The following is a 25,107-nucleotide window of genomic DNA, read 5'->3' on the forward strand; positions in this document are numbered from 1 at the left end:
ATCTTTCGCAAACAAAAAAACCCGGCCTTGCCGGGTTTTTAAATCTAAGAGGCTATATCAGCGTGCGCGGAAGACAATGCGACCTTTGGTCAGATCATAAGGAGTCAGCTGGACGGTAACTTTATCGCCAGTAAGGATCCGGATGTAGTTTTTGCGCATTTTGCCTGAAATGTGGGCTATCACCACATGACCATTTTCAAGCTCTACACGAAACATTGTGTTTGGCAAGGTTTCAAGGATAGTGCCTTGCATTTCAATGTTGTCTTCTTTCGCCATTAATTAATTATCCCATTAGCCTTCGAATATAAAAAACGGGCGTATCATGCCCCAAATTCACCCTGCTGTAAAGGGGAAGTACTTAGCGAACTTGGGAATACTCCCAGCCCGTCGGTGTGAGAATTTGATATGGGCGATATAAACGCTTGTAGGACATCTTACGGTTTTCATCTATTTGATATCCGAGATAAACAAATTCTTTGTCCATGAGTTTTGCCAATCGGCACTGAATTAAAATTAACAGAGCGCCGAGGGAACGCTGTTCTTCGTCGGGGTCAAAATAGCTGTAAATCGCCGACAGACTATTGGGTAAGGTATCTGTGACCGCTACGGCTAATAATTTATCGCCGTTATAGACTTCGATAAACGTCGGCGGCAACCAATGGCAAAAAAGAAAGTGATGATATTGATCTTCACTCGTGGGGAACATAGGGCCATCAAAATGCCGCTCACGAATGTAATGTTCATACAGGGCATACTGTTCGGCGGTTTGTTCCGATGTAATTCGCCAGGTCAGATCTTGGTTTTTTGCTAAAGTCCGTTTTTGACGTTTCGATGGCACAAATTCATGCGCTGGCACACGAATAGGCTGGCACGCGCTGCACCTTGGGCAACGGGGTTTATAGATGGAGCCGCCACTGCGGCGAAAACCCACCGCAAGTAAACGCTCAAATAAAATGGGATCGAGCGTATCTTCTTGGATGACAAGTAGCTGCTCCTGCTGGCCATCGAGGTAGCTGCAGGGGAATATTTGACTGATACCGATAGCGATCGATGCTTTACTCGAGTTCAAGGATGACCTCTTTAGTGGTCCAAGTCGCTGGGTCCACGGGATTGTTTCTCAGTTCGCTCAGTAACGTTATAAAATCAATGCGTTTAATGGCTTTGGCTCCCAAACTTTCTAGGTGAGGATTCATCACTTGTGCATCGATGAGTTTGAATCCCATTTTGAGTAAATGCTGTTGCAGCGCTGCAACGGCGGCCTTGGACGCATTAGTTTTACGGTGAAACATGGACTCGCCGCAAAACACTTGGCCGATTGCTAAGCCGTAAAGCCCACCGATTAAACGTTCACCTTCCCAGACTTCAATGGAATGGGCGTGACCTGTGTAATGCAGTTCGCGATAGGCCATTTGAATTTCTTGGGTAATCCAAGTGCCGCTCTGTTTTTCTCTTGGCTGCGCGCATCCCGCCATTACATCGGTGAAAGCGTGATTAATTGTGATCCGCCAAGGTTGTTTTTTTAAGTATTTCCGCAAACTTGTGCTGATGTGTATTTCACCGGGAATAAACACGGCGCGGGGATCGGGCGACCACCATAAAATAGGATCATCTGAGTTAAACCAAGGAAAAATACCGTTGTAGTAAGCCGAGAGTAAGCGTTCAGGACGTAAGTCGCCGCCGATAGCCAATAACCCATTAGGATCGGTTAAGGCGAGTTCGGGTGAAGGAAAAGCTTCAAATTCGTGATTCAGAAAAGACAGTGACTTCACAATTGAGTATGATTTAGTTATAGACCTTATTATTAAGTTAGCGGAAATTCAGATATGTGGAAACCTACTCTAGCAAGCTTTATGTTTATTTTTGCGTTTATCCTCAGCCCCGCGAGTGCGGGTTATGACCGTAATCAAGCCGTGCCTGTCGAGAAAGTGCTCTATGGCGATATCACTTCGGTACGTAATATCACTGAAACCCAGCTGATTGAAGACCGTAATCGAGGTTGGAAAACCTTTGGTGGCGCCTTAGCGGGTGGGGTGATTGGTAATCAGTTTGGTGGCGGTTCTGGCCGTGATGTGGCGACCATTTTAGGCGCCTTGATTGGTGGCGGTATCGGCAATCGTTATGGCAGTGGTACGAGTGTGCAGTCATTGAAGCTGGTGGAATTGATGATCAATCAAGAAGATGGCACCCAAGTTATGGTGATCCAAGACTATGATGCTGGCATGGTATTCAATGCGGGTGACAGAGTACGAGTGGTCTACCTGCAAGGCGGTGTGCGTGTTGATGTCGCGATGTAAGCGACTGTCTTATCTTGATTAAGTCGTCATCTTCAGTAAATGGTCATCTCGAGTAAAGGACGGTAATGCAATGACACGGACAGAATTAACCCAATATTTAGCCGATTTTTTACATGTATCGGCGTTTAAAGATTACGCGCCCAATGGGCTGCAAATAGAAGGCAAGGATGAGATCCGCACCATAGTGACGGGCGTGACTGCGTGTCAGGCTTTGATCGATGAAGCGATTCGATTAAACGCCGATGCGATTTTGGTCCATCACGGCTTTTTTTGGAAGAATGAGCCTGAAGTGATCACTGGCATGAAACAACGCCGGATTAAGGCACTGCTCAAGCATGATATTAATTTATTTGGCTATCATTTGCCCTTGGACGCCCACCCAATGCTGGGTAATAACGCGACCTTAGGCAGGCAACTTGGGATCGTCGACGCAGAAGCCATCGAAGAGGTGGCTCAGGGGCTGCTGTGGCGTGGAAAACTTGATCTTGCGGTTAGTGCTAGCGAATTTTCTCACACCCTTGAGGAGGCGTTAGGCAGAGCCCCACTGCACATTGGTGATGGCGATGCCAAGATCCAACATTTAGCTTGGTGTACTGGCGGCGCGCAGGACTATATCGATGTTGCGGCGAGTTTAGGTGTGGATGCGTTTATCAGTGGTGAAGTGTCCGAACGCACGTTCCACAGTGCGGTGGAGCAGGGCATACATTATTTTGCGGCGGGGCACCATGCGACCGAACGTTTTGGGATTCAAGCCTTAGGCCGTCATCTCGCTCGCGAGTTTGATCTCGTGCACCATTTTGTAGATATCACCAATCCGGTCTAATCCATTAATTAAGCGGCTTATGGTGACCATCTAACCGTTTTATCCCTAAACGAAAGGCGAGCATGGCTCGCCTTTTTTATTGTGAGTTATGGTGACTTATCAGCACTCAAACTTGTTCCTCTAGCTGATTTAGCAATCAGCTCTTAGCCTTTAGCTGTAGCTAGATCAGCCCCAAAGTGGACAATACAAAGATGCCTAAGGTGCACGTGAGCAACGAGCAGACTGTGGTCAGCGCGATAATATTGGCTGCAAGGGGTGCATTGCCACCCATGGCGCGTGCCATCACATAGCTGGCGGCTGCGGTGGGGGCAGAACTCATTAAAAAGACCAGCGCTAACTCAATCCCTCGATAGCCCAACAGCAAGGCCCCAAGCGTGATAAAAAGCGGGGCAAAGATCAGTTTCAATGCGGTCGAGAACCAAGTTGAATGCTTTTCATGTTTGAGTGAACCAATATCGAGAGAACCGCCAGTGCACAGTAGCGCTAGTGGCAGGGTCATATTGGCAAAGTATTGGCCCGCATCGAGCACCATTTTCGGTACTGGAATAGCAAGTAAATAGAACAACATGCCGACCATAATGGCAATGATCAGCGGGTTTTTAGTGATGGTCTTGATAATCACGCCAAATGCGCGTTGGCTGGATTCTTCGCCTTTAGGGCTGAGGCAAATAACCGCTTGAATATTGTAGAGCAGTGTCATCGAGGCGACATAAACCGCAGCTAAAGCAACACCAGAACTGCCGTAGGCGTTGGAAACATAAGCTAAGCCGATAATCGCGGTATTGGCCCTGAATCCCCCTTGAATGATCACGCCTTGGTCTTTGTGCTTGGGAAATAGTCGTCCAGTTGCATAGCTGGATAATATAAAAAACAGCAGATTGGCCGCTAACCCATAGCCAATTAAGGGCGCACTGGAGGCGAGATCGTGATTGGAGCTAATAATGCTAAGGAACAGTAAGGCTGGCAGCGTCACGTTAAAGACTAATTTTGATGCGACATCAATAAAGTTTTCATTGATGATTTGGGTGCGTTTTAGGATCACACCGAGCGCTAACATCAAACAGATTGGACCCGTAATCGAGGCAGAAAACAGCAACTGCTCAACGATATTTCCCATAACTACTCCTCGAATGACTCACTGAACACCGCGTCGATTTTAGACCTGTCACAGATATGAATATCACACTGCAGCGAATGCCTTGTCGATAGAAATACGAGCATTAACTCGTTTTCTGAAACCTGTCACTTAAACTAGTCACTTAAACCTGTTTGCTAAACCTAGTGGCGTAAACTCAGTCTTTTAAAAGACGAATTGACACTCGGCGCCACGAATTGGCTAACAGTCAAAACCAACAAATAAGGCCACATAAATGCGGCCTTATTGATTTTTCGAGCGTTAGCTAGCGCAGATTACTTAACCCGCATGCCAGGCTGTGCGCCTTCATGGGGTTCTAAAATCCACAGGTCGCTACCACCAGGTCCTGCGGCCAACACCATGCCTTCTGACATGCCAAAACGCATCTTACGTGGCGCTAAGTTCGCCACCATCACAGTCAACTTGCCTTCGAGATCCTCTGGCGAATAGGCCGATTTGATCCCGGCAAACACTTGGCGCGTTTCACCACCGATGTCGAGTTGTAACTTGAGTAACTTGTCAGCGTCAGCAACATGCTCTGCTTTGACGATGCGAGCGATACGCAGGTCGATTTTCGCAAAATCATCAAAGTTGATGGTCTCACTGATAGGATCACTAACCAGCGGCTCACTGCTAACCGATGAAGCTTTAGCTATTTTTTCAGGTGCTGCCGTCTTTGGTGCATCCGCCGTGACTTGCAGGTTATCCTTGGAATCAGCAACCATGGCATTGACTTTATCCAGCTCAACACGTTGCATCATTGCCTTGAATGGGGCGATTTCATGACCCGCTAAATCTTGGCCCAATGCATCCCAAGTGAGTGGCAGTTGGAAGAAGGCTTCCACATCTTGGGCTAAACGTGGCAATACAGGTTTTAGATACGTCACGAGAATACGGAACAGATTCAAGGCGTTTGAACACACTTGATGGGCAGCTTCCTGTTGATCGTCATGTTTCACCATTTGCCAAGGTGCAGCATCAGCCACAAACCCGTTGGCAATATCCGCCAGCGCCATGATTTCGCGCATCGCTTTGCCGTATTCACGCGACTCGTAAAAATCGGCAATCACGTCTTGCTTGGCTAAAAACGCTTCGGTCAGGGTAGTGTCGTTAATTTTCGCTAGCTTGCCATCGAAGCGTTTAGTGATAAAACCTGCTGTGCGCGAGGCTAAGTTCACTAGTTTACCGACTAAATCTGAGTTCACGCGCTGGGCGAAATCTTCCAGATTTAAATCTAAATCGTCGATACGGCTGCTGAGTTTAGCGGCGTAGTAGTAACGTAAATATTCAGGATCTAAATGATCTAAATAGGTACGCGCCTTAATGAACGTGCCTTTCGATTTTGACATCTTCGCGCCATTGACCGTCACATAACCGTGGGCATAGACGCTGTTTGGCTGACGATAACCTGAGCCGTGCAGCATGGCTGGCCAGAAGAGGCTATGGAAGTAAACGATGTCTTTACCGATGAAGTGATAAACCTCAGCAGTAGAATCTTTGCCCCAGAATTCATCGAAGCTCAACTCAGGACGTTTTGCACACAGGTTTTTGAATGAACCCATATAGCCGATAGGCGCATCTAACCAAACATAGAAATACTTGCCCGGTGCATCGGGAATTTCAAAGCCAAAATACGGTGCATCACGGGTGATATCCCATTGCTGCAGACCTTGCTCAAACCATTCGTCGAGTTTATTGGCCATTTCGACTTGCAGTGCGCCAGAGCGAGTCCACTCTTTTAGCATGCCTTCGAAGGCGGGCAGGTCGAAGAAAAAGTGCTCAGTGTCTTTCATCACTGGCGTTGCACCCGATACCGCTGATTTTGGATTGATCAGTTCAGTTGGGCTGTAAGTCGCGCCGCAAGAATCACAGTTATCGCCGTATTGATCAGGTGACTTACACTTAGGGCAAGTACCTTTTACGAAGCGGTCGGGCAGGAACATGGATTTCTCAGGATCGAATAACTGAGAAATGCTCTTGCTCTTGATATAGCCGTTGTCCCTTAGCTTGAGATAAATATCGCTCGCCATGAGGCGGTTTTCTTCGCTGTGAGTGCTGTGATAGTTATCGAAGGCGACATTAAAATCGGCAAAATCCTGCTGATGTTCTTTGTTCACTTGGGCGATCATATCTTCAGGCGCTATGCCTAATTGCTGCGCTTTAAGCATGATCGGCGTGCCATGGGCGTCATCGGCACAAATATAGTGGCACTCATGTCCACGAAGTTTTTGATAACGCGACCAGATATCTGTCTGGATGTATTCCAACATGTGACCTAAATGTATCGGTCCGTTTGCGTAGGGAAGTGCGCTGGTCACGAGAATTTTACGTTGTGAAGTTGCCATCTTGTCTCAAATATCGTGGTGGGCCAAAAATATTGGTAGAGATACTAACCGATTACAGGATGATTTTCATCAAAAGCTGAGCCGATTGAGCTAAATCTGCGCTAATGTTTTCTGCATTATCTGGTACACTTGGGCAAATTTATTGGTGGGGGTAATTCTTTTGTCTTCAACTCAAACTGATTATCGTCTAAATGACGATCTTCTCGGGCCAGTTCTGGCTATTCTCGATTCATTTGTTGATCCGTATCTCGCGAAAGGGTTAGTGAGCGCAGGATGCGTAAATAAACTGGCGTTGGAAGGTAAGCGTTTGCAGCTTGGCTTAGTCTATCCATACCCTTGCATGACCCAGTATCGCGACACTGTGATGGCGCTGACCAACAAGTTGGCCGTGCTCGATGCTATCGATGAAGTCGAATGTGAAATCGATTTTCAACCTAAAGCCTATTCAGCGTTATCTTCTATCGCACCGATTGCCAATGTGAAGCAAGTGATTGCCGTTGCCTCAGGTAAGGGCGGTGTGGGTAAATCAACCACAGCGGTGAACTTAGCCTTGGCCTTAGCGGCTGAAGGCGCACAGGTGGGTATTCTCGATGCGGATATTTACGGCCCGTCAGTGCCTATGATGCTAGGTATTCCTAATTTCAGACCGCTTTCCCCCGATGGCAAACACATGACCGCCGCCAGTGCCCATGGCATTGCCGCGCAATCGATTGGATTTATGCTCAGCGGTGATGAAGCGGCCGTGTGGCGTGGCCCAATGGCAGCGGGCGCGCTAGCGCAACTGCTCAATGAAACCCAATGGCCAGAGCTTGATTATTTAGTCGTCGATATGCCGCCGGGTACGGGTGATATTCAATTAACTCTGTCACAAAAAGTGCCTGTGAGTGGTGCTGTTATCGTGACTACGCCGCAGGATATCGCGCTGGCCGATGCCAAGAAGGGCATCAATATGTTCCAGAAAGTGAACATTCCTGTGCTGGGTATCGTCGAAAACATGAGTTTCCATTTATGTCCCGAGTGTGGACATAAAGAACATCCATTTGGAACACACGGTGGCAGTAAAATCGCCGAGCGTTATCAAGTTCCACTGTTAGGCGCCTTGCCGCTGCACATCAATATCCGTGAAGCCATGGATAACGGTGCGCCGACGGTCGTTGCCGAACCAGACAGTGAAGTAGCCGCACTTTATCGGGAAATTGCCCGTAAAGTGGGCGCAGAATTGGCTTTAAAACAAAGCCAGAAAACAGTTTCTATTAGTGTTTCAGATGACGAGTAAGGTTTAAGGGTATGAATTCTCAGCAGTGTGTCATTATTGCAATTGCTGGCGCGTCAGCATCGGGCAAAAGTTTAATTGCCAAAACGATTTTTGACGAATTACGCCGCGATTTAGGCACAGATCAAATTGGGGTAATTAATGAAGACGCGTACTATCGCGATCAGAGTCATTTATCCATGGATGAACGGGTATTAACGAATTACGATCATCCAAAAGCGTTGGACCATCAACTGTTGTGCACCCATTTACAGTTGCTCAAGTCTGGCGAAGCTGTTGATATCCCTTGTTATAGCTACACAGAACACACTCGTATAGCAGAAACCCTGACGATGACACCGAAAAAGGTGATCATTTTAGAAGGTATCTTACTGCTGACCGATCCTAAATTACGTGCGCTGATGGACGCGAGTGTGTTTATGGACACACCGCTGGACATTTGTTTCCTACGTCGCCTAACCCGTGATGTGGCTGAACGCGGTCGTACGATGGAATCTGTGATTTCTCAGTACAAGAAAACCGTGCGTCCTATGTTCTTACAGTTTATCGAACCGTCGAAACAATACGCCGATATTATCGTTCCCCGTGGCGGTAAGAATCGTATTGCGACCGATATTTTAAAAACTCGTATCCAACATTTACTGGCAAAATAACGACATAAAAACTCAAGGAGTAATAGGCAAGATGCGCTTAACCGATATCGAAATTGAACAGGCCCTTGATAACGGCACTATCGTAATAGAACCTCGCCCAGGCATAGAAGCTATTTCAGGCGTCAGTGTTGATGTGCGCTTAGGTGGACAGTTTCGCGTGTTTAAAGATCATACTGCGCCTTATATCGACTTGAGTGGCCCAAGCGTCGAGATGCAAGCTGCGCTTGATCGGGTGATGAGTGAAATTATCGAAATCCCTGATGGCGAAGCGTTTTTCCTGCATCCTGGCGAATTGGCCTTGGCGGTGACTTACGAGAGCGTGACGCTGCCCGCCGATATCGTCGGTTGGCTCGATGGTCGTTCATCATTGGCGCGTTTAGGTCTTATGGTACATGTGACTGCGCACCGTATCGATCCAGGTTGGCAGGGTAAAATCGTGCTCGAGTTCTATAACAGCGGCAAGTTACCTTTGGCCCTGCGTCCACGTATGACCATAGGTGCGCTTAACTTTGAACGCCTCAATCATGCGGTTGCACGTCCTTATAACACCCGTAAAAGTGCCAAGTATAAAGATCAGCAAGAAGCGGTCGCCAGCCGTATCAGTCAGGACTAACACAAGTGTTTTGGGTGAATGGCGCATCGCTGGCGAGTGTCGACCCTTCCGATCGAGGGCTTGCCTACGGTGATGGCTTGTTTGCGACTATGCGGACAGGCGCTGAGGGGATTTTGTTTTTCGACGCCCATCAAGCTCGTTTAACCGCAGGCGCCGCAAGGCTTGGGTTTCAATGGCAAATGAGTGAAGCACTGCAACAGCAGCTTCATGCCTTAGCCATTGAATATCCACATCATTGCATTAAGTTAATCGTTTCCCGTGGTGTTGGTGGCCGTGGTTACACACCACCAGAAACGGTTAATCCTACCGAAATCGTCTCTGTTCATGCTATTCCAAGCCATTATGCAAAGTGGCAGCAAGCGGGCATTTGCCTTAAAACCTCGTCGATACGATTGGGTTTGCAGCCCTTGTTGGCTGGGATGAAGCATTTAAATCGACTCGAACAAGTCTTGATAAAATCCCACCCTTTACCTCAGGGGTTTGATGACTGGTTAGTTAACGATATCGAAGACAATGTGATTGAATCTTCGATGGCCAATGTGTTTTTTATCAAAGGCAATCGCGTTATAACCCCTTCATTAGCCCAGTGCGGCGTGGCGGGTGTGATGCGCGAACAGGTTATGATAGCCTTGCTTGAACAGAACATGAATATCGAATGTTTGCCCGTTGGCGCCGAGCGTTTAATTGAATTTGACTCAGCGTTTATCACTAACAGCGTTTTAGGAATTGTGGATGTGCTGGCGATTGATTCGCTCATGTTCAGCCGTGCTCCGATTACCGCGCAACTTAGACAGACACTTTCACTCACCCTATGAAAAAACTCATTCTTATCGCCAGTTCAACCCTGTTGACCTTGCTGACATTAGTCTGTTTTGGCGCCTTTTGGGGCTATCAAACTGTCATCGAATACAGTCAAACGCCGCTGAGTCTCAGCGAGCCTAAAGAGCTGACCGTTGAACGCGGTACCAGCGTGAACCAGCTTGCGCAGCAACTTGCCGACGATGGTGTGATTCAAGACACGTGGAAACTCAAGTGGCTACTTAAGTTCCGCCCTGAGCTTGCTAAGATCCGCTCGGGCCTTTACGAAATATCCCCTTCACAAACCATTACCGATTTGCTGAATGATTTGATTGCCGGAAAAGTGAAAACCTTCAGTTTGACCTTAGTTGAAGGTAAAACCATCGTTGAATGGGAACAACAACTTGCCAGTGCGCCGCATTTACAGATGTCACCAGAGGTGTTTGCCGCCGTGTTGATGGCGCAGGGCGATGATTCAGGTCTGCCTGAGGGTAAATTCTTCCCTGACACCTATCATTATACTGCTGAGGCGGATGTTAAAGTCCTGCTGACTCAAAGCTATAAGATGATGGAGCAAGAGCTTGCCAAAGCGTGGGCGGAACGGGCGCCGAATTTACCGTTAAAATCCCCCTATGAAATGCTGATCTTGGCATCGATAGTCGAGAAGGAAACCGGCCAAGCCCATGAGCGCGACCAAATTGCCGGAGTATTCGTTAATCGTCTTAATCAAGGCATGCGTCTGCAAACCGACCCGACGGTTATTTATGGCATGGGCGAACGCTATAAGGGCAATATCACCCGTAAAGATTTAGTCGAAGAGACACCTTTTAACACTTATCGTATTTTTGGATTACCGCCAACACCGATAGCAGCACCGAGTAAAGCCTCACTGATGGCCGTGTCTAAACCCGCTAGTGTGAGTTATCTCTATTTCGTGTCACGCAACGATGGTACCCATGTGTTTTCAAGCACACTTGAAGCACACAACCAAGCTGTCGATGTGTATCAGCGTAAGAAAAAACCGGCGACGCCAGAAAAATCACCAAAGTAAAAATGCAGAGAAAGAAAATCCAATGTCAGTTTTTGCAAAATTTATCGTTATTGAAGGTTTAGAGGGCGCGGGTAAGTCGAGTGCTATTAACCTTATTCGCGACTTTATTGAAAAACATACGGGTAAAGCGCCGATCTGCACCCGCGAGCCGGGTGGCACGCCACTGGCCGAACGTATCCGTGATTTGGTCAAAATTGCCGATGCGACCGATCCCCTGTGTGACGAGGCCGAGTGTTTACTCATCTATGCCGCCAGAGCCCAGTTGGTTGCCAATGTCATTAAGCCCGCGCTTGCAAAGGGTCAATGGGTATTGGGTGACAGACACAATTTATCGTCACTGGCCTATCAAGGTGGTGGCAGGGGCTTAATGCCGTTAGTGGAAGCGGTGAGCAATGCCACCCTAAAAGGCTTTAAACCCGATCTCACTTTGTACTTAGATTTAGATCCTAAGCTTGGGCTAACCCGCGCGGCTAAACGCGGTGAGCTTGATAGAATTGAGCAACAAGCGATTGATTTCTTTGAACGGGCTCGCGCGACTTACCTTAAACTTGCTAGCGAAGATGACAGCATAGTGGTTATCGATGCGAGTCAAACCATGGCCGAAGTGCATAAAGATATCTTAGCCGTGTTACAGGCGATGGCATGGTAGTTGAGTCTGGGTTTACGGCTGCGCAATTGCCTTGGCTCGAAGGGCCAAGGCAGGCATTTTTAGCGCAACTAACGCGGCAAAAAATGCCCCATGCGCAGCTTGTCGGCATTGATTCTGCCTATGGTGGTGAGCTGCTGAGTGTATTTATGGCGCGTGCGGCCATGTGTTTGCAGCCAACACCGGCGGAGGCCTGCGGTTTTTGTAAGTCTTGTCAGCTTTTTGATGCGGGCAATCATCCCGATTTTTACCATATTGCTGCCGATGGCAATCAAATTAAAGTCGATCAAATTCGTGAGCTTTGCACGCGTCTTACTGCTACAGCCCAGCAAAGCGGTATGCGAGTGGCGATTATTCATCATAGCGAGCGGCTTAACTCCGCTGCCGCCAACGCTCTCCTTAAAACCCTTGAGGAGCCGGGTAAAGACACTTTACTGATATTGCAGTCGGATACGCCTGCACGTTTAATGGCGACGGTCAGCAGTCGTTGTCAGCGCATTCCCTTCGTTGTGCCAAGTCGAGAAATCATCAAAAACTGGTTAGCGCAGCAATGTGATATCAAAGAGGATGTTACTTGGTGCTTGAGTGTGGTGGGTGGACCGCTACAGTTGGCAGAGAGCTTGCAGTCTGAAGGTGGTCAACAGAGCCGTTATCAATCCTTGCTACAGTTTCGCAAAGATTGGGCCCAAAGTTTGTCGTCTGGTCATCTGTGTGCTAGTTTGTTAACTATAAGTGAACAACAAATAATTGATGTTCTTAAGGTTTTATACCTGCTTATACGACAGGTGTTACTGAAAAATAGCCACCAAGATGCGTTTATCCATGCGCAGCTCGGGAACTTGGCGGCCAAGATCATGGGAATGTGTCATAGCTTAAGTACAATGCCGAGCGTCAATTATCTGGCCTTGTGTCAAAGTTATGTCTTAGAATATAGAGAGATAACAAATAAGTAATATGCCATGGTAGATCTCGTCGTTAATTTTGATACCTTACATCAGCTATATCGTGCCTATATGCCTTTTATTAAGCCGGCAGGATTATTCATAGCCACCAGTGAAGGGCATTACCTTGGCCAGCCGCTGACGATTGCGTATCGCTTACCGGGCGCGACCATAACGAATGAATTTCGCGGTGTCGTGGTATGGATCAATCCCTTAGGTGCTTCGGGCGGCCGTCCTGTAGGCATTGGCATTAAAATTGTTTCTGAGCCCGATAGCCATAAACACCACATCGAAAAATTACTGTCCCGCGAACTTGCCTCCGGCGATCTAACCTGCACTATGTAGGTTGGCCCGCATTATTGCTCTGGTTTGAAGGTTACTTAGGTTTAAATGTTACTTAGGTTTAAACGCTCTGCTTTAAGCGTTACTCTCGTTTAACTGTTCTAGTTTTAACATTGGCCCACACTCTAAACTGATACTTCGCCTCCGTGGAATTTGACCTCGATCCCTTGGCTGGGTATCCTTGTCTTCCTTTTGTTATTCTGCTTGGAAATCCCTGTGCTTATTGATTCACACTGCCATCTCGATCGCCTTAAAGCGGCGCCTGATCAACAAACCCTAGAACATATTCTGGCCAGCGCGAAAGCCCGTGGCGTGGACTATATGCTATGCGTCAACGTGCGCCAGCAGGGATTTGAATCGATGCGAGATAAAGTTGCAGCCTTCGATCAGGTATTTTTGTCATCGGGCGTGCATCCATTAGACGTTAAAGAAGGGCTTGATGTTGAGCAAATCCGCCGCTTTGCCACCGATCCTAAAGTGGTCGCGATTGGTGAAACTGGCCTAGATTATTTTTATGCCGACGAAACTAAATTGCTGCAACAACAATGTTTTGAGCAGCAGATCGCCCTTGCGGTCGAAGTGAATAAACCTTTGATTGTCCATACTCGCGATGCGCGTGAAGACACGATCACTATGCTTAAGCAGGGCAACGCGGATAAAGTTGGCGGCGTACTGCATTGCTTTACCGAGAATTGGGAAATGGCGAAAGCGGCGATTGACCTTGGCTTTTACATTTCAGTATCAGGCATAGTCACCTTTAAAAATGCCGGTGAACTTCGCACTGTTATCCGTAAAGTGCCACAGGATCGCCTGCTGGTTGAAACAGACTCGCCCTATTTGGCGCCTATTCCACACCGTGGACAAGAAAACCAGCCCGCCTATGTGCGTGATGTTGCTGAGTTTGTGGCCGAGCTTAGAGGTGAGCGCTACGAGGATCTTGCTGAGTACACCAGTAATAACTTCTTTAATTTATTCAAAGATGCGGCGCGTTTAGTCGGCCGTTAGCTTTAAGTGTTTTGACCCATGTTATGCGATTGCGTGCTTGCCAACACTGAGACATAAAGGCTCAGGCAAAAAGACTCAGGCATAAAGACATTGGCATAAAAAAAGGCCCAAAACGATGAAAGCTGTTTGGGCCTAGGGGAATGGCTCGTTGAAGAGCCGTGCGCTACAGGTGAAAGCGCCATGCAGTGCGCTTTACAATAGACTCAGTGTAGTTGAGCTTTTGCCCTAGAGTCGCGTTCACCTTCCCCTTTTTTAGGTTATTTATCGCTAAAAAACAGCAGAACTATAACGATTTTGTCTGTTCTGGTAGCAATAACACTTTATCTTTCACTAAGTCTCTGGGCAGGTTGTTTTTTAACTTATTGCCTAAATGTTTCGCCATGCCTAATGGCGCGCCGCCATAACAGACGATCACTTCACCTTGGGCTTTGCCTGCGGTGGCTAAGGGAATATCTCGCCCCATTAAATACTCTTTAGCTTCAACATCGCTCACATCGACCGTTTTTGCCGTTGGGCTAAGTTGTTTTCCCGCTAAAGCAATAATCGCTTCATGGCGGACTTTAAACCCGTGCTTACTGTTATCGGCGAGTTTAATGCCAATACGCTGAAAGCGCATACGGCCGATAAAAGCGTTGAATTCATGAGGAAATAGCCAGAATTCATCATCGCGAACCATGATGAGTTCGTCCGGTAAGCTGATACCTAAATCCTGCTGAAAATAGTCTTTGATCCCTTGAGCTTGTTTCGCTGATGCGGTCGTGAAGGGGAAGTTTTTCTGCAGTTTAGGCTCAGGCAGTAATCGCGGCACAGAGGCAGTTTTTGTCAATTTAGCGACAAAGAAACCTTCACTGTCGTAAATCTGCGGCCAGACATGCAAGAAGCCTTCGGCTGTCGTGGCTCGATCAGCGCCATCAAATAAATCACTTAAGGATTCAAATTGCACGGCATCGCCGTAGACTTGCTTTAAATACTCGCACACGCCTTGGTTTTCGAGGCGGTTTAAGGTGCAGGTTGAGTAGACCAAACTGCCGCCGGGTTTCAGGGCGAGAAACGCTGATTCGATTAAGGCTTTTTGGGTTTCACTAATGGCCAACACATCGTCAAGGCTCCAGTGTTTTAGCGCATCGGCATCTTTACGCACTGTGCCTTCGCCGCCACAGGGCGCATCAATGAGCACTGCATCGAAACTTTCGTACAGGTATTCGCCAAACACACGGCCATCGAAATGGGTGAGAGCACAGTGACTTGCGCCCATGCGCAGCACATTGGCGTGCAATACTTTCACGCGGCTCGCCGAATACTCATTCGCTACCAATAAACCTTGGTTTTGCATCAATGCGGCCATTTGCGTGGTTTTTGAACCCGGCGCAGAGGCGAGATCGAGTACGCACTGCCACTTTGCACTAGTCGTAAATGCACTAGGCGTAAAAAGTGCGGTCGGCGGCAACATAGAGCTGGCTTCTTGAATGTAGAATAAGCCCTGAATGTGCTCTAAGGCATTGCCGAGTTGTTCTTCTTCATCGTAGCTGATCCAAAATCCGTCTTCACACCAAGGAATAGGATCAAACGTCCAGCCCTTAGGTTGCATCAGAGTCTTAAAGTCGTCGCTGCTGATTTTTAAGGTATTGACCCGAATTGAACGTCTAAGCGGCCTGTCGCAAGCGGCAATAAACTCGTCCATGGATAAATGGGCGGGGAGTTCTTGGGTGATTGTATCGATAAAATTTTGATTTAATTGAACCATTGATTTCATTGAACCATAGGAAAATAGACTGTGTATCAACTGGCGCGAGTATATCATAATCCCTTATTGGGTCTGAGATTTTATCCCAAGTGCCTCAGCCGTTATGGTTATTTGAGGTTTATGCACAGACGATTGCCGCAATATTAGAATGAGTTGCCATAAAGCTAGCACTCAGTAGTCATGAGCTAATAGAATAAAAACAAATAAAAATAAGGGGATTAGCGTGCTGAATCGCGTGTGGTTAGCTTTCTTTGTTACGGCATTGCTGGCAATAGCGGTGCAACTGTTCAATGGGCACATAGAAGTCCTATCGGCTTCGGTCGCCGCATTATTTGCTAGCGCTAAGCTTGCCGCTGAAATTTCCCTTGGGCTGATTGGTGTACTTTCTCTGTGGATGGGATTGATGCAGGTGGGCGAGAAGGCCGGAGTGGTCAGCGCTATCGCCTTTGTGTTTGAGCCCTTACTGCGCCGCTTGATGCCAGAAGTGCCCAAGGGCCATCCCGCCTTTGGCAGTATCACGATGAATTTAACGGCGAATATTTTTGGTTTAGATAATGCCGCCACGCCGCTTGGTTTAAGGGCGATGCATGATTTGCAGAGTCTAAATCCGCTAAAAACCGTGGCGACTAATGCGCAAATCTTATTTTTAGTACTTAATACCTCCTCTGTCACCTTAGTGCCTGTGACGGTATTCCTTTACCGTGCCCAGCAAGGTGCAGCCGCGCCTGCGGATATTTTCCTGCCGATTTTACTGGCAACCTCGGCCTCGACACTGGCGGGTTTGTTGGTTGTGGCGTTAGTGCAGCGGATTTCGTTATTAAACTCTGTGGTGCTCGGTTATGGCGCCTTGATGCTCTCTGGCCTAGTGGCGAGTGGTTTTTATCTGATGACCTTAAGTGCTGAAGCCATTGGCACAGTGTCGACGGCAATGGGTAACGGCATTTTATTGTTATTAGTGTTTACCTTCGTCATTGTTGCGGGCATCCGTAAGGTGGCGGTTTATGATGAGTTTATTGAAGGGGCGAAGGCGGGTTTTGCCCAATCTATCCAACTGATCCCTTATTTGCTCGCCATGCTATTAGCGATCGGTTTACTACGCGCATCCGGCGCCTTGGATTATCTGTTGCACTTGATTGCCAGTGGCGTGCGGATATTGGGTTTTGATACGCGTTTTGTCGATGCTATGCCGACCGCGCTGATGAAGCCTTTTAGTGGTTCAGGTGCTAGAGCCATGATGCTCGAGACAATGGATCATCACGGCGTCGATTCTTTTGCTGGCCGATTAGCGGCGATTTTTCAGGGCAGCACTGAAACTACTTTTTATGTTCTCGCCGTGTATTTTGGCTCTGTGGGTATTCGCCATGGCCGCCACGCCTTAGCCTGTGGGTTAACCGCGGATTTTGCGGGGATCAGTGCTGCGATTGCCGTTTGTTATTGGTTTTATGGATAAGGGGGGGAGAGTGTTGATCGCCCTAGAATGTGTCTATGACATTTGAGAAGCTAAAAATCAATCAGGCGCATAATGCGCCTGATTGACTTTTAAGAGCTTTAATATTAGTGCGTTGGTGTAAGTATTTTGAAGAAAAGAATTACTGGGCGGGTGCCCATTCCTGCCATTCGTTTTCGGCTTTGTGTTGCAATCTTAATACTGTTCCTGCTGCTAAACGATTACCCTCTTGAGTCGTGTCCTTAGTCGCGACATTAATACCGCCAGCGAGTAAGGTTTCCAGCGAGCCCGCTTCGATTTGCGCGCCTGAGAATAGGCCAACATCAACTTTAATCCCAGAAGCATCCCAGAACTGACTGCTTTGATTCACTAAGTGACTGTACTGCGGCTCAATATGGGCTTGCATCAGCACGCTATTGCCCTGTGTCGACAGGTGATAACCATCGATTTGACCGACTTTGATACCACGGAAGAAGATAGGTGTGCCGACTTTCATCGAGCCTAAGTTGCTATCTTCTAGGGTAAATTTAAGCGCATCTTCGGCAACATTGGCATAGCTGCTGGCAGCGAGGTTGGCGACAAACTGGGTCGCTTTTTGACTGCTTGTACCCGGTAGCACACCGATATAAGGGCCAGTGATCAAGGTTTCTGGCGCTTTAATTCCTGCTAGAGAAATTTGCGCATCCACTAGATGATATTCACAGTCGCTGCGGCTGAAATGTTCGGCGTATTCGCCGTAGAGATAGGCCGTTGCAGTGAGTGTATTGAGATCGGCATTGAGCTTCACCTGCGACACTTCACCCACTTGATGACCTTGATAACGAATCGCTGCCTTGGCCGCCAGTTTGCTTGAGGCGGGTAGGGTGAGGCGAATCGCCTGCGCCTGCGTTAATGCCAACTGCTTGCTCTCATAGAGTTTTAAGTTAGCTGCATTGCTGGCTTTGTCATTGCTATCAAGCAATCCCAGACTGATGCTGCCCTTTAATGCTCCTTGAAGCGGTGCGACCGCAACATCAATGCCCGCAAGACTGGCGCTAATATCCACGGCGCTGTTACGCCAGAACACATTCGGCTTTTTCAGCAAGGGCTGGAACTGTTTGTCGATAGCGAGCTTGATAGCAAAGTCTTCGGTCTTACTTTGCCAGTTCACAGAGTCAACTGTGCCAATTTGCATCTTTTTATAGTAAATCGGTGAGCCTTGGCTGACATCGGCGCCATCTTGACTGATTAAGGTCAGATGTACTTGTTGCTGACGATCATAGAAGGCTGTCGCGGCATCCACTGAGCTAAACAAGGTGAGGGCGCTGTTGGCGGCGAGTGGCGTATCGCTGTGGCCTTGGATCAAGCTAACCGCACCTTGAGTGAGCGTCGTAAAGTCCCTTGCTTTGACTGACACGCCCTCTAGTGATGCTTTTACTGTTAATGCCGACTCAGGCACAAAATAGCTGTCGCTGCGAATTAGGCTAGCAAACTCAGGTTGTAACTCGAGTTGGTATTCCACCGCCGATAAATCTTTGGTTAACTTAACCGCAAGTACTGAGCCAATGGGGATTTGCTTAAAGCGAACTTCGGCGCCCGCTGAAATGCCCATGTTTTCGGCTGAGGTTAAGGTCAAGAAACGCTTCTTCGATTGCAGTAAATCAGGGGCTTTGGCTTGTAAGGCAAAACTGCTTGGCATCGCCGTTTTTGTATTAATACCCGGCAGGAAGTTGATCACGCTGCCCGTTAGTAAACGCTCTGGATTTTTAATGCCTGAGAGGGAAATATCGGCACCTTCAAGCCAAAACACGCCGTCGTTAGTTAGCAGTGAACCGTATTGAGGTTCAAACTTAGCCACGGCTATTACGCCATTGGCGGTGAGTTGCTTGCTTAAAATGCTGCCGATATTGATGCCGCGATAAACAATACGAGTGCCTTTGTCGACACCGTTAGCATCAGCCATGGTCAGGTTTATTTCTATGCCGCCAAGGGCTGTGGTTTCTGAATCATAAAGCGAAAAAATGTCACCGTTTTTGGCAATATCTGCTTTATCGTCAGAGCTGAAACTCACGCCGCCAGCCAGAATGGATGCCAAACTCTCAGAGCTGACTTTAACCCCAGTCAGTGATGCATCAATTTTAACGCCGGAGACGTTCCAAAAGTGAGAGTTTTTCTTCACTAATCGCGCGTATTGTTCTTGAATGAAGGCACTGATGATGACCCTTTGATTGCCATCTAAACGATAGCTGACCACACTGCCCACGGGGATTTGGCGGAAAAATATTGGCGAGCCAACATCCAACGAACCGAGTTTGTCTGAGGTCAGTTCGACCATCACACCTTCTGAGCCGATTTGCATCGGCGGCGGTTGGCGTTCAGCCTCGAAGAAGGTTGACGCATTACCTTTGCCCGGTTGAATCGCGATGTAGTTACCCGAAAACAACGCATCTAAGCCTTCAACACCTGTGATACTGGCCTTAGGGGTGACCAGCCAGAAGAGAGTTTCCTTATTTAAGAAAGGCTTAGCACGGTAGTCCATCATGACTTTAACGTTTACGCCCTTGAGATCTTCATCTATTCCTATGTCTTTGACTTTACCGACAGTCAAGCCTTGGTATTTGACTAAGGTTTTACCTACGTCAATCCCAGTGGCGCTCGGAAAGTGAATTTGAATTTCAACGCCCGATTCTTTAATGCTCTTAATGCCCAGCCACGCACCCAATGCTAACGCGACAATAGGCAGCAGCCAAATGGGCGAAAAGAGTTTTTTCTTTACAACTTTCGGCGATTCAATTTGTGTCATCTTGAGGTTCCAATCGATCCCAGAGTAAACGAGTGTCTAACACTTTTGCGGCTAACTGAGTTAACAGAATAACCAAGGCAAATGCGGTCGCTGCAGGCGCGGGTTTAGCGTCGAGTAGTTGTCCCATATTCACTAATGCCACTGTGATTGAGATGACAAATAAATCGAGCATTGACCAACGACCAATCCATTCGATGATGTGAAAACCCACCATCAATTTCTTTTTTGAAATCGGAATATCAAAGCTGATCGCACACAGATAAATGGATAAGCCGATGATTTTAATCCATGGCACTAAAATACTGGCAGTAAAAACTATCACGGCAATGGGCAACATATCTGAATGCACTAGATGCAAAATGCCCGAAAAAATGGTGTCGTGCCGCACTTGCCCTTGGTTGGTCAGCATAGTGATAGGGTAAATGTTTGCAGGCACCAGCAAAATGGCAGCGGTAATCAACAAAGCCCAACTTTTTTGCAGGCTAGAATAGTCCCTGACCTGCAACTCAGCTTCACAGCGCTGGCAGTGGCTGAGGTCACTACTATTGAGCAGGCGGCAGACCTTACACAGACACAGGCCGATATCTTTACCTTGTTGCTTCATATCAGCGATGACCTTCCAATAAAGTCCACATGTGCTCTAAGTCGTACTCTCTTTGTAGAAACAAAGTCACGAGAAACAACATAGTGAAGCAAAATGTGCCCATGCCAAAATAAATATCCGAAAAATCAGAAAGCTGGAACGATGAAACCAAAAAGCTGATCACATAAATTTCTAGCATAGTGAGCTGCGACAATACGCCATGAAACTTCAATAATTGCTTTAATGAGTTACGCCAAAAAAGACGACTCAGTCCCCATTTCACAATCAAAATCTGCGTCAGTATCGACAATAGTAATAAGCCTGGACCAATCACAGCGGCGGCAAGCACGGCTAAACCTACAACCCAATAACCTTGGTCAAATACTGCAAACGCGCCCTGAAAAACTGTGGTGGTGCGAATACTGCCGAAAAAGTGAATTTCGAGTACGGGTAAAAAATTGGCAGGAAAATAAAACACTAATGCCGAGATACATAGGGCGAGCATGCCATTTACAGAGCAGTAAGGAGTGTCATAAAGTGCAGTACTGCAACGGGGGCAAAGGGCTCTGACACCGCTTGGCAAGGCACGTTTGCGGACTGCTAAATCGCAGGAACGGCAAAGGATTACTGAATTTTCTGCTGCGTTTTCATGCATATAAAAATATATATTAGCCTAAATAGGAGTAATAACAGCGAGATCGGTGCAAAGTGTAGTGCTAATCAGCCTTTCTGCACAGTCTAGCGCTTTATAATCTTGGCAACGAAAGTACGCTAATAATATCAGATTAATCAGAACACTTGCATCACAAGTTCAATCTATGTCACTCTAGTTACTGTATATAAAAACAGTGCGAGGGCAGTCATGGCAGTAATAACACAGTTTGTCGTGGTCAGAGAAGGGGTTGAAAAGATGACATTCACATCTAAGAAGGAGGCTGATGCCTACGATAAGATGCTCGATATCGCCGATAACCTTATCCCCTTCATTCAAAAAGCTGATTTAGGTATAGATGAAAGCGTGGGCGAAAAGCTCGCATTCTATTTTGCTAACAATAAAGATGAGCTGACGAACTTGCTTAAAGGTGTCGTTCAGGTTAATAGTACGCCAACGAATCCACCTGTTGCGAAAAAAACGGCTAAAAAGACCGAAGCAGCAGAATAAAATTGTTAGGAAATGTAATGAAATCGAAATTTTATGAGTCACTTAACCGTCAAGCCTTGGCCTTGTTGGAAGGGGAAGACGACCTTGTTGCGGCAATGGCGAATTTTTCAGCCTTACTCAATGATAATTTAACTGAGCTGAACTGGGTGGGATTCTACGTTATGCGTGGCGAACAACTCGTATTAGGCCCATTTCAAGGTAAAGTGGCTTGTACACGTATTCCGTTAGGAAAAGGCGTGTGTGGTACGGCGGCATTCACCAATCAAACCCAGCGAGTGGCCGATGTTCATCAATTTGATGGCCATATTGCCTGTGATTCTGCCAGTAATTCTGAAATCGTTGTGCCAGTTTGTGCTCAAGGTAACGTGGTTGCCGTGCTCGATATTGACAGCCCAATCTTCGATCGTTTCGACGAAGAAGACCAAAAGGGGCTGGAATTACTGGTTAAAAGTTTTGAAAACTGCCTATTTGATTAATTTGCGTACAATAACGCATAATTCATAGTCGCAATCGGTGGCGTGCGCCTTATAATATGCGCCTGCACGCATTAAGCTGGTTTGATTGGCATGCAATGAATAAGCTTAGTGTTTTGAGCTGTAAAAATTTGTTAAGGTATATTTTTTTTAACTTTAGTAAACGCGGCTAGGATGCTAATTTGTACGTTGACTCAATATTGAGTTTAACGAAGATAAACGACACGTAAGAAGTTGATATATATCACCTCGAATCGATGTCCCTTTTTGACTGTGGAAGTAATGATGGAATCAACAGAAAAGTTGACCGACACCAATGCAATTTTGGCGTATTTGTATGAAACATTTCCTTTGTGCTTTATTGCTGAAGGTGAAACTAAGCCATTAAAAATCGGATTGTTTCAAGATTTGGCTGAAAGGTTGGCTGATGATTCTAAAGTCAGTAAAACTCAGCTCAGAGTTGCCTTAAGACGTTACACCAGCAGCTGGCGCTATTTAAAGTGCGTTAAAGCGGGCGCACAACGCGTTAATCTGGATGGCGAACCTTGCGGCGAGTTAGAGCAAGAGCACATTGACCATGCTCAAGCCATGTTGAAAGAAAGTCAGGATAAAGCTAAAGCGAAACGTGTAGCACTCGCACCTAAGTCTGCGGCGAAGAAAGCACCTAAAAAGGTGGCTGTTCCTCAACGTGCTAAAACTGAGCGTCCTGCTAAGCCTGCGCCTAAAGCAGCAGCGCCAGTCGTAAATTATGTCCAAGCACAATTGACTGATTTAACGAAAAAACAACGCGTCAATGTTAAGTTAGGTATGACACCCGTAGCCGGTGTGATTACTGATATTAATAAGGAAGATATTCATGTTCAGCTTGATAGTGGCCTAACGATTAAAGTTAGAGCAGAACATATCCTGCTGTAATCATTTTTTAAAACGGAGTAACTTGTTGATGCGAAAACTCACTTTGGCTACCTCGATCGCCACTGTTTTTGTCGGATTCTCGGCTTGGGCCGTACCACCCACGATTCAAATCAGCGAGTTACCCACTCTCAAGCAGGAAGCGCAACATAAGGTCGCGAGCAAAAGGGTAACGGACTTATACACTCGTTCGCATTATCATAGATTTAATCTTGATGATGCCTTTTCTACGCAAATTTTTGACCGTTATCTACAGCAGTTAGACTATCGCCGCAATGTGTTAACCCAAGCGGATGTCGATAGCTTTAAACCTTATGCTACCCAATTCGATGACATGCTCAGTTCTGGCGAACTTGAGCCTGCCTATAAAATGTTTGATATCGTCCAAAAGCGTCGTTATGAAGGCTTTGTCTATGCTTTATCCCTACTGGATAAAGAGATGGACTTCTCCGCCCCTGGCGATGCCTATGAGTATGACCGTGACGATGCGGCATGGCCAAAAGATCAAGCCGAGATCAATGAGTTATGGCGTCAACGTGTTAAATACGATGCGCTAAATCTGAAGCTCACAGGTAAAAAATGGCCTGAGATTGTTGAGATCTTGCAAAAGCGTTACAACAACGCCATCAAACGTTTGACTCAAACCAACAGTGAAGACGTGTTCCAAGGCGTGATGAATGCCTTCTCACGTAGCATTGAGCCGCATACGAGTTACCTGTCACCACGCAATGCTGAACGTTTCCAAATGGAAATGAATTTAAGCCTTGAAGGGATTGGTGCTCAACTGCAACTTGAAGACGATTACACTGTGATTAAAAGCTTAATTGCTGGCGGTCCTGCGGCTGGCAGCGAAAAACTGTCGCCAGAAGACAAGATTGTCGGCGTCGGTCAAGAAGGCGGTGAAATTGTTGATGTGATCGGCTGGCGTTTAGACGACGTGGTTGATCTGATCAAAGGACCTAAGGGCAGTAAAGTCGTACTGCAAATTTTACCGAAGAAAGGCGGTTCGAATGCTAAGCCATTCGACGTTACCTTAGTACGCGATAAAATTCGTCTTGAAGACAGAGCGGCAACCTCTAAGGTGATTGAACCTAAAGATGGCGAGTACGCTAATCGCAAAGTCGGTGTGATCCATATTCCTGGTTTCTACATGAATCTGTCACAGGACGTTGAAAAAGAGCTAGTGAAGTTAAACGAAGCCAAAGTTGAAGGCATAGTCATCGACCTTAGAGGTAACGGTGGTGGTGCATTAACAGAAGCCGTGTTGCTGACGGGACTCTTTATCGATATGGGTCCTGTGGTGCAAATTCGTGATGCCGATGGCCGTGTGTCTGCGCACCGTGATAACGATGGCAAAACCAGTTATGCAGGCCCGTTGACTGTGATGGTTGACCGTTACAGTGCTTCAGCCTCTGAGATTTTTGCTGCCGCATTGCAAGATTATGACCGCGCGCTGATTGTTGGTGAATCTAGCTTTGGTAAAGGTACAGTGCAGCAGCATAAGAGCTTAGGCCGTATATACGACATGTATGAAAAGCCAATTGGCCATGTGCAATACACGATTCAAAAGTTCTATCGGATCAATGGCGGCAGCACACAGCTTAAAGGTGTGACACCCAACATTGCTTACCCAAGTGCGTTAGAGCCAGGTGAGTACGGCGAAGCTGAAGAGAAAAATGCCTTGCCTTGGGATAAAGTGCCAATGGCACAATATGGCACGCTCAATGATGTGACGCCTGAGTTAGTGACTAGCCTTGAGGCCAAGCACCTTAACCGCATCAAAAGCAGTGTAGAGTTTGCTTATATCAATCAAGATATTGCCGACTTTAAAAAGCACCACAAAGAGAAGACAGTTTCTCTGGTTGAAAGTGAGCGCATTGCCTCCCGCGAAGCCGATGAGAAGAAAGTCCTCGATAGAACGAACGAGCGCCGAGTCGCCAATGGTTTAGCACCGGTTAAATCCATGGAAGACATTAAAGACGACGCCGAATTGCCAGACGCATTTTTAGATGAAACGGCTTATATCACCTTAGATATGGCTGATGCGCAAAAACTGGCTAAAACTAGTGCTAAGTAGGCGTTAGT

25 protein-coding genes are annotated in these 25,107 nt (G+C 47.1%); 16 read left to right on the forward strand and 9 right to left on the reverse strand.

The genetic code is table 11. The annotated features are described in order from the left end of the window. Positions 1-57: 57 nt before the first annotated feature. From infA to aat, 3 genes are all read right to left on the reverse strand, one after another. Positions 58-276 carry a translation initiation factor IF-1 gene (infA, locus tag DYH48_RS07935; protein WP_006081934.1) on the reverse strand — a complete coding sequence of 73 codons (219 nt, stop codon included), beginning with the start codon at positions 274-276 and terminating at the stop codon, positions 58-60. A gap of 82 nt (positions 277-358) precedes the next feature. Next, positions 359-1,069, reverse strand: a complete 711-nt coding sequence (locus tag DYH48_RS07940) for an arginyltransferase (RefSeq protein ID WP_115334469.1) — start codon at positions 1,067-1,069, stop codon at positions 359-361. Next, positions 1,056-1,769 (reverse strand): leucyl/phenylalanyl-tRNA--protein transferase, encoded by a 714-nt coding sequence (aat, locus tag DYH48_RS07945; protein ID WP_006081932.1) that lies wholly within the window; start codon positions 1,767-1,769, stop codon positions 1,056-1,058. The genes DYH48_RS07940 and aat overlap by 14 nt, the downstream gene beginning before the upstream one ends. Before the next feature lie 54 nt (positions 1,770-1,823). Between aat and DYH48_RS07950 the strand changes: the two genes are divergently transcribed. Then, a complete protein-coding gene (locus DYH48_RS07950; protein WP_006081931.1) occupies positions 1,824-2,294 on the forward strand; it encodes an outer membrane lipoprotein in 471 nt (156 codons plus the stop codon). 70 nt (positions 2,295-2,364) lie between these two features. Then, positions 2,365-3,117: a Nif3-like dinuclear metal center hexameric protein gene (locus tag DYH48_RS07955; protein ID WP_115334470.1), complete on the forward strand. Its 753-nt coding sequence runs from the start codon at positions 2,365-2,367 to the stop codon at positions 3,115-3,117. A gap of 160 nt (positions 3,118-3,277) precedes the next feature. Here the strand turns inward: DYH48_RS07955 and DYH48_RS07960 are convergent, their stop codons facing one another. Next, positions 3,278-4,234 (reverse strand): AEC family transporter, encoded by a 957-nt coding sequence (locus DYH48_RS07960; RefSeq protein WP_115334471.1) that lies wholly within the window; start codon positions 4,232-4,234, stop codon positions 3,278-3,280. 293 nt (positions 4,235-4,527) lie between these two features. Then, positions 4,528-6,597 (reverse strand): methionine--tRNA ligase, encoded by a 2,070-nt coding sequence (gene metG / locus DYH48_RS07965; protein ID WP_011846995.1) that lies wholly within the window; start codon positions 6,595-6,597, stop codon positions 4,528-4,530. A 160-nt stretch (positions 6,598-6,757) separates the two neighbouring features. On the opposite strand from metG, the gene apbC reads away from it, so the two are divergent. From apbC to DYH48_RS08010, 9 genes are all read left to right on the forward strand, one after another. Then, positions 6,758-7,873 (forward strand): iron-sulfur cluster carrier protein ApbC, encoded by a 1,116-nt coding sequence (apbC, locus tag DYH48_RS07970; RefSeq protein ID WP_006081927.1) that lies wholly within the window; start codon positions 6,758-6,760, stop codon positions 7,871-7,873. An 11-nt stretch (positions 7,874-7,884) separates the two neighbouring features. Then, positions 7,885-8,523 carry a uridine kinase gene (gene udk / locus DYH48_RS07975; protein WP_006081926.1) on the forward strand — a complete coding sequence of 213 codons (639 nt, stop codon included), beginning with the start codon at positions 7,885-7,887 and terminating at the stop codon, positions 8,521-8,523. Positions 8,524-8,554: 31 nt separating this feature from the next. Further along, a complete protein-coding gene (gene dcd, locus DYH48_RS07980; protein WP_006081925.1) occupies positions 8,555-9,136 on the forward strand; it encodes a dCTP deaminase in 582 nt (193 codons plus the stop codon). A gap of 5 nt (positions 9,137-9,141) precedes the next feature. Beyond that, complete coding sequence (gene pabC / locus DYH48_RS07985; protein ID WP_006086267.1) at positions 9,142-9,951, forward strand: aminodeoxychorismate lyase; 810 nt, start codon at positions 9,142-9,144, stop codon at positions 9,949-9,951. Further along, positions 9,948-10,985, forward strand: coding sequence for an endolytic transglycosylase MltG (mltG, locus tag DYH48_RS07990; RefSeq protein WP_006086268.1), 1,038 nt, complete (start codon positions 9,948-9,950; stop codon positions 10,983-10,985). Before pabC ends, mltG begins: the two co-directional genes overlap by 4 nt. A 22-nt stretch (positions 10,986-11,007) precedes the next feature. Beyond that, positions 11,008-11,634 (forward strand): dTMP kinase, encoded by a 627-nt coding sequence (gene tmk / locus DYH48_RS07995; protein WP_011846993.1) that lies wholly within the window; start codon positions 11,008-11,010, stop codon positions 11,632-11,634. Beyond that, positions 11,628-12,584, forward strand: coding sequence for a DNA polymerase III subunit delta' (gene holB, locus DYH48_RS08000; RefSeq protein WP_115334472.1), 957 nt, complete (start codon positions 11,628-11,630; stop codon positions 12,582-12,584). The genes tmk and holB overlap by 7 nt, the downstream gene beginning before the upstream one ends. Positions 12,585-12,590: 6 nt before the next feature. Next, positions 12,591-12,917, forward strand: a complete 327-nt coding sequence (locus DYH48_RS08005; RefSeq protein WP_006081920.1) for a PilZ domain-containing protein — start codon at positions 12,591-12,593, stop codon at positions 12,915-12,917. A gap of 213 nt (positions 12,918-13,130) precedes the next feature. Then, positions 13,131-13,919, forward strand: a complete 789-nt coding sequence (locus DYH48_RS08010; protein ID WP_006086270.1) for a TatD family hydrolase — start codon at positions 13,131-13,133, stop codon at positions 13,917-13,919. A 283-nt stretch (positions 13,920-14,202) separates the two neighbouring features. On the opposite strand, the gene rsmF is transcribed toward DYH48_RS08010, so the two are convergent. Next, positions 14,203-15,663: a 16S rRNA (cytosine(1407)-C(5))-methyltransferase RsmF gene (rsmF, locus tag DYH48_RS08015; protein ID WP_115334473.1), complete on the reverse strand. Its 1,461-nt coding sequence runs from the start codon at positions 15,661-15,663 to the stop codon at positions 14,203-14,205. A gap of 223 nt (positions 15,664-15,886) precedes the next feature. On the opposite strand from rsmF, the gene DYH48_RS08020 reads away from it, so the two are divergent. After that, positions 15,887-17,113, forward strand: coding sequence for a nucleoside recognition domain-containing protein (locus DYH48_RS08020; protein WP_012587487.1), 1,227 nt, complete (start codon positions 15,887-15,889; stop codon positions 17,111-17,113). 139 nt (positions 17,114-17,252) lie between these two features. Here DYH48_RS08020 and DYH48_RS08025 read toward each other — a convergent pair whose 3' ends face one another. From DYH48_RS08025 to DYH48_RS08035, 3 genes are read right to left on the reverse strand one after another with little or no spacing between them, the layout of a single operon-like run. Further along, complete coding sequence (locus tag DYH48_RS08025; protein ID WP_115334474.1) at positions 17,253-19,892, reverse strand: PqiB family protein; 2,640 nt, start codon at positions 19,890-19,892, stop codon at positions 17,253-17,255. Next, positions 19,879-20,496 carry a paraquat-inducible protein A gene (locus tag DYH48_RS08030; protein ID WP_115334475.1) on the reverse strand — a complete coding sequence of 206 codons (618 nt, stop codon included), beginning with the start codon at positions 20,494-20,496 and terminating at the stop codon, positions 19,879-19,881. The genes DYH48_RS08025 and DYH48_RS08030 overlap by 14 nt, the downstream gene beginning before the upstream one ends. Before the next feature lies 1 nt (position 20,497). Continuing rightward, a complete protein-coding gene (locus tag DYH48_RS08035) occupies positions 20,498-21,130 on the reverse strand; it encodes a paraquat-inducible protein A (protein ID WP_006081914.1) in 633 nt (210 codons plus the stop codon). A gap of 207 nt (positions 21,131-21,337) precedes the next feature. On the opposite strand from DYH48_RS08035, the gene DYH48_RS08040 reads away from it, so the two are divergent. The 4 genes from DYH48_RS08040 to prc all read left to right on the forward strand — a co-directional run bounded on the left by DYH48_RS08040 (position 21,338) and on the right by prc (position 25,099). Then, a complete protein-coding gene (locus DYH48_RS08040) occupies positions 21,338-21,637 on the forward strand; it encodes a YebG family protein (protein ID WP_006086275.1) in 300 nt (99 codons plus the stop codon). 17 nt (positions 21,638-21,654) lie between these two features. Then, entirely contained in the window at positions 21,655-22,113 is a 459-nt protein-coding gene (gene msrC, locus DYH48_RS08045) for a free L-methionine (R)-S-oxide reductase MsrC (RefSeq protein WP_006081912.1), read from the forward strand. A gap of 282 nt (positions 22,114-22,395) precedes the next feature. Continuing rightward, entirely contained in the window at positions 22,396-23,025 is a 630-nt protein-coding gene (gene proQ, locus DYH48_RS08050; protein WP_115334476.1) for an RNA chaperone ProQ, read from the forward strand. Between the two features lie 28 nt (positions 23,026-23,053). Further along, complete coding sequence (prc, locus tag DYH48_RS08055) at positions 23,054-25,099, forward strand: carboxy terminal-processing peptidase (RefSeq protein WP_006081910.1); 2,046 nt, start codon at positions 23,054-23,056, stop codon at positions 25,097-25,099. Positions 25,100-25,107: the final 8 nt, after the last annotated feature.

This window comes from Shewanella baltica (assembly GCF_900456975.1).
Taxonomy (GTDB): domain Bacteria; phylum Pseudomonadota; class Gammaproteobacteria; order Enterobacterales; family Shewanellaceae; genus Shewanella; species Shewanella baltica.

Excerpts from the sequence above, each read along its gene's own strand:
- infA (WP_006081934.1), bottom strand. The coding sequence starts at position 276 with ATGGCGAAAGAAGACAACATTGAAATGCAAGGCACTATCCTTGAAACC.
- DYH48_RS07950 (WP_006081931.1), top strand. The coding sequence starts at position 1,824 with ATGTGGAAACCTACTCTAGCAAGCTTTATGTTTATTTTTGCGTTTATC.
- DYH48_RS07955 (WP_115334470.1), top strand. The coding sequence starts at position 2,365 with ATGACACGGACAGAATTAACCCAATATTTAGCCGATTTTTTACATGTA.
- DYH48_RS07960 (WP_115334471.1), bottom strand. The coding sequence starts at position 4,234 with ATGGGAAATATCGTTGAGCAGTTGCTGTTTTCTGCCTCGATTACGGGT.
- metG (WP_011846995.1), bottom strand. The coding sequence starts at position 6,597 with ATGGCAACTTCACAACGTAAAATTCTCGTGACCAGCGCACTTCCCTAC.
- udk (WP_006081926.1), top strand. The coding sequence starts at position 7,885 with ATGAATTCTCAGCAGTGTGTCATTATTGCAATTGCTGGCGCGTCAGCA.
- dcd (WP_006081925.1), top strand. The coding sequence starts at position 8,555 with ATGCGCTTAACCGATATCGAAATTGAACAGGCCCTTGATAACGGCACT.
- mltG (WP_006086268.1), top strand. The coding sequence starts at position 9,948 with ATGAAAAAACTCATTCTTATCGCCAGTTCAACCCTGTTGACCTTGCTG.
- tmk (WP_011846993.1), top strand. The coding sequence starts at position 11,008 with ATGTCAGTTTTTGCAAAATTTATCGTTATTGAAGGTTTAGAGGGCGCG.
- holB (WP_115334472.1), top strand. The coding sequence starts at position 11,628 with ATGGTAGTTGAGTCTGGGTTTACGGCTGCGCAATTGCCTTGGCTCGAA.
- DYH48_RS08005 (WP_006081920.1), top strand. The coding sequence starts at position 12,591 with ATGGTAGATCTCGTCGTTAATTTTGATACCTTACATCAGCTATATCGT.
- rsmF (WP_115334473.1), bottom strand. The coding sequence starts at position 15,663 with ATGGTTCAATTAAATCAAAATTTTATCGATACAATCACCCAAGAACTC.
- DYH48_RS08025 (WP_115334474.1), bottom strand. The coding sequence starts at position 19,892 with ATGACACAAATTGAATCGCCGAAAGTTGTAAAGAAAAAACTCTTTTCG.
- DYH48_RS08030 (WP_115334475.1), bottom strand. The coding sequence starts at position 20,496 with ATGAAGCAACAAGGTAAAGATATCGGCCTGTGTCTGTGTAAGGTCTGC.
- DYH48_RS08035 (WP_006081914.1), bottom strand. The coding sequence starts at position 21,130 with ATGCATGAAAACGCAGCAGAAAATTCAGTAATCCTTTGCCGTTCCTGC.
- DYH48_RS08040 (WP_006086275.1), top strand. The coding sequence starts at position 21,338 with ATGGCAGTAATAACACAGTTTGTCGTGGTCAGAGAAGGGGTTGAAAAG.
- msrC (WP_006081912.1), top strand. The coding sequence starts at position 21,655 with ATGAAATCGAAATTTTATGAGTCACTTAACCGTCAAGCCTTGGCCTTG.
- proQ (WP_115334476.1), top strand. The coding sequence starts at position 22,396 with ATGGAATCAACAGAAAAGTTGACCGACACCAATGCAATTTTGGCGTAT.
- prc (WP_006081910.1), top strand. The coding sequence starts at position 23,054 with ATGCGAAAACTCACTTTGGCTACCTCGATCGCCACTGTTTTTGTCGGA.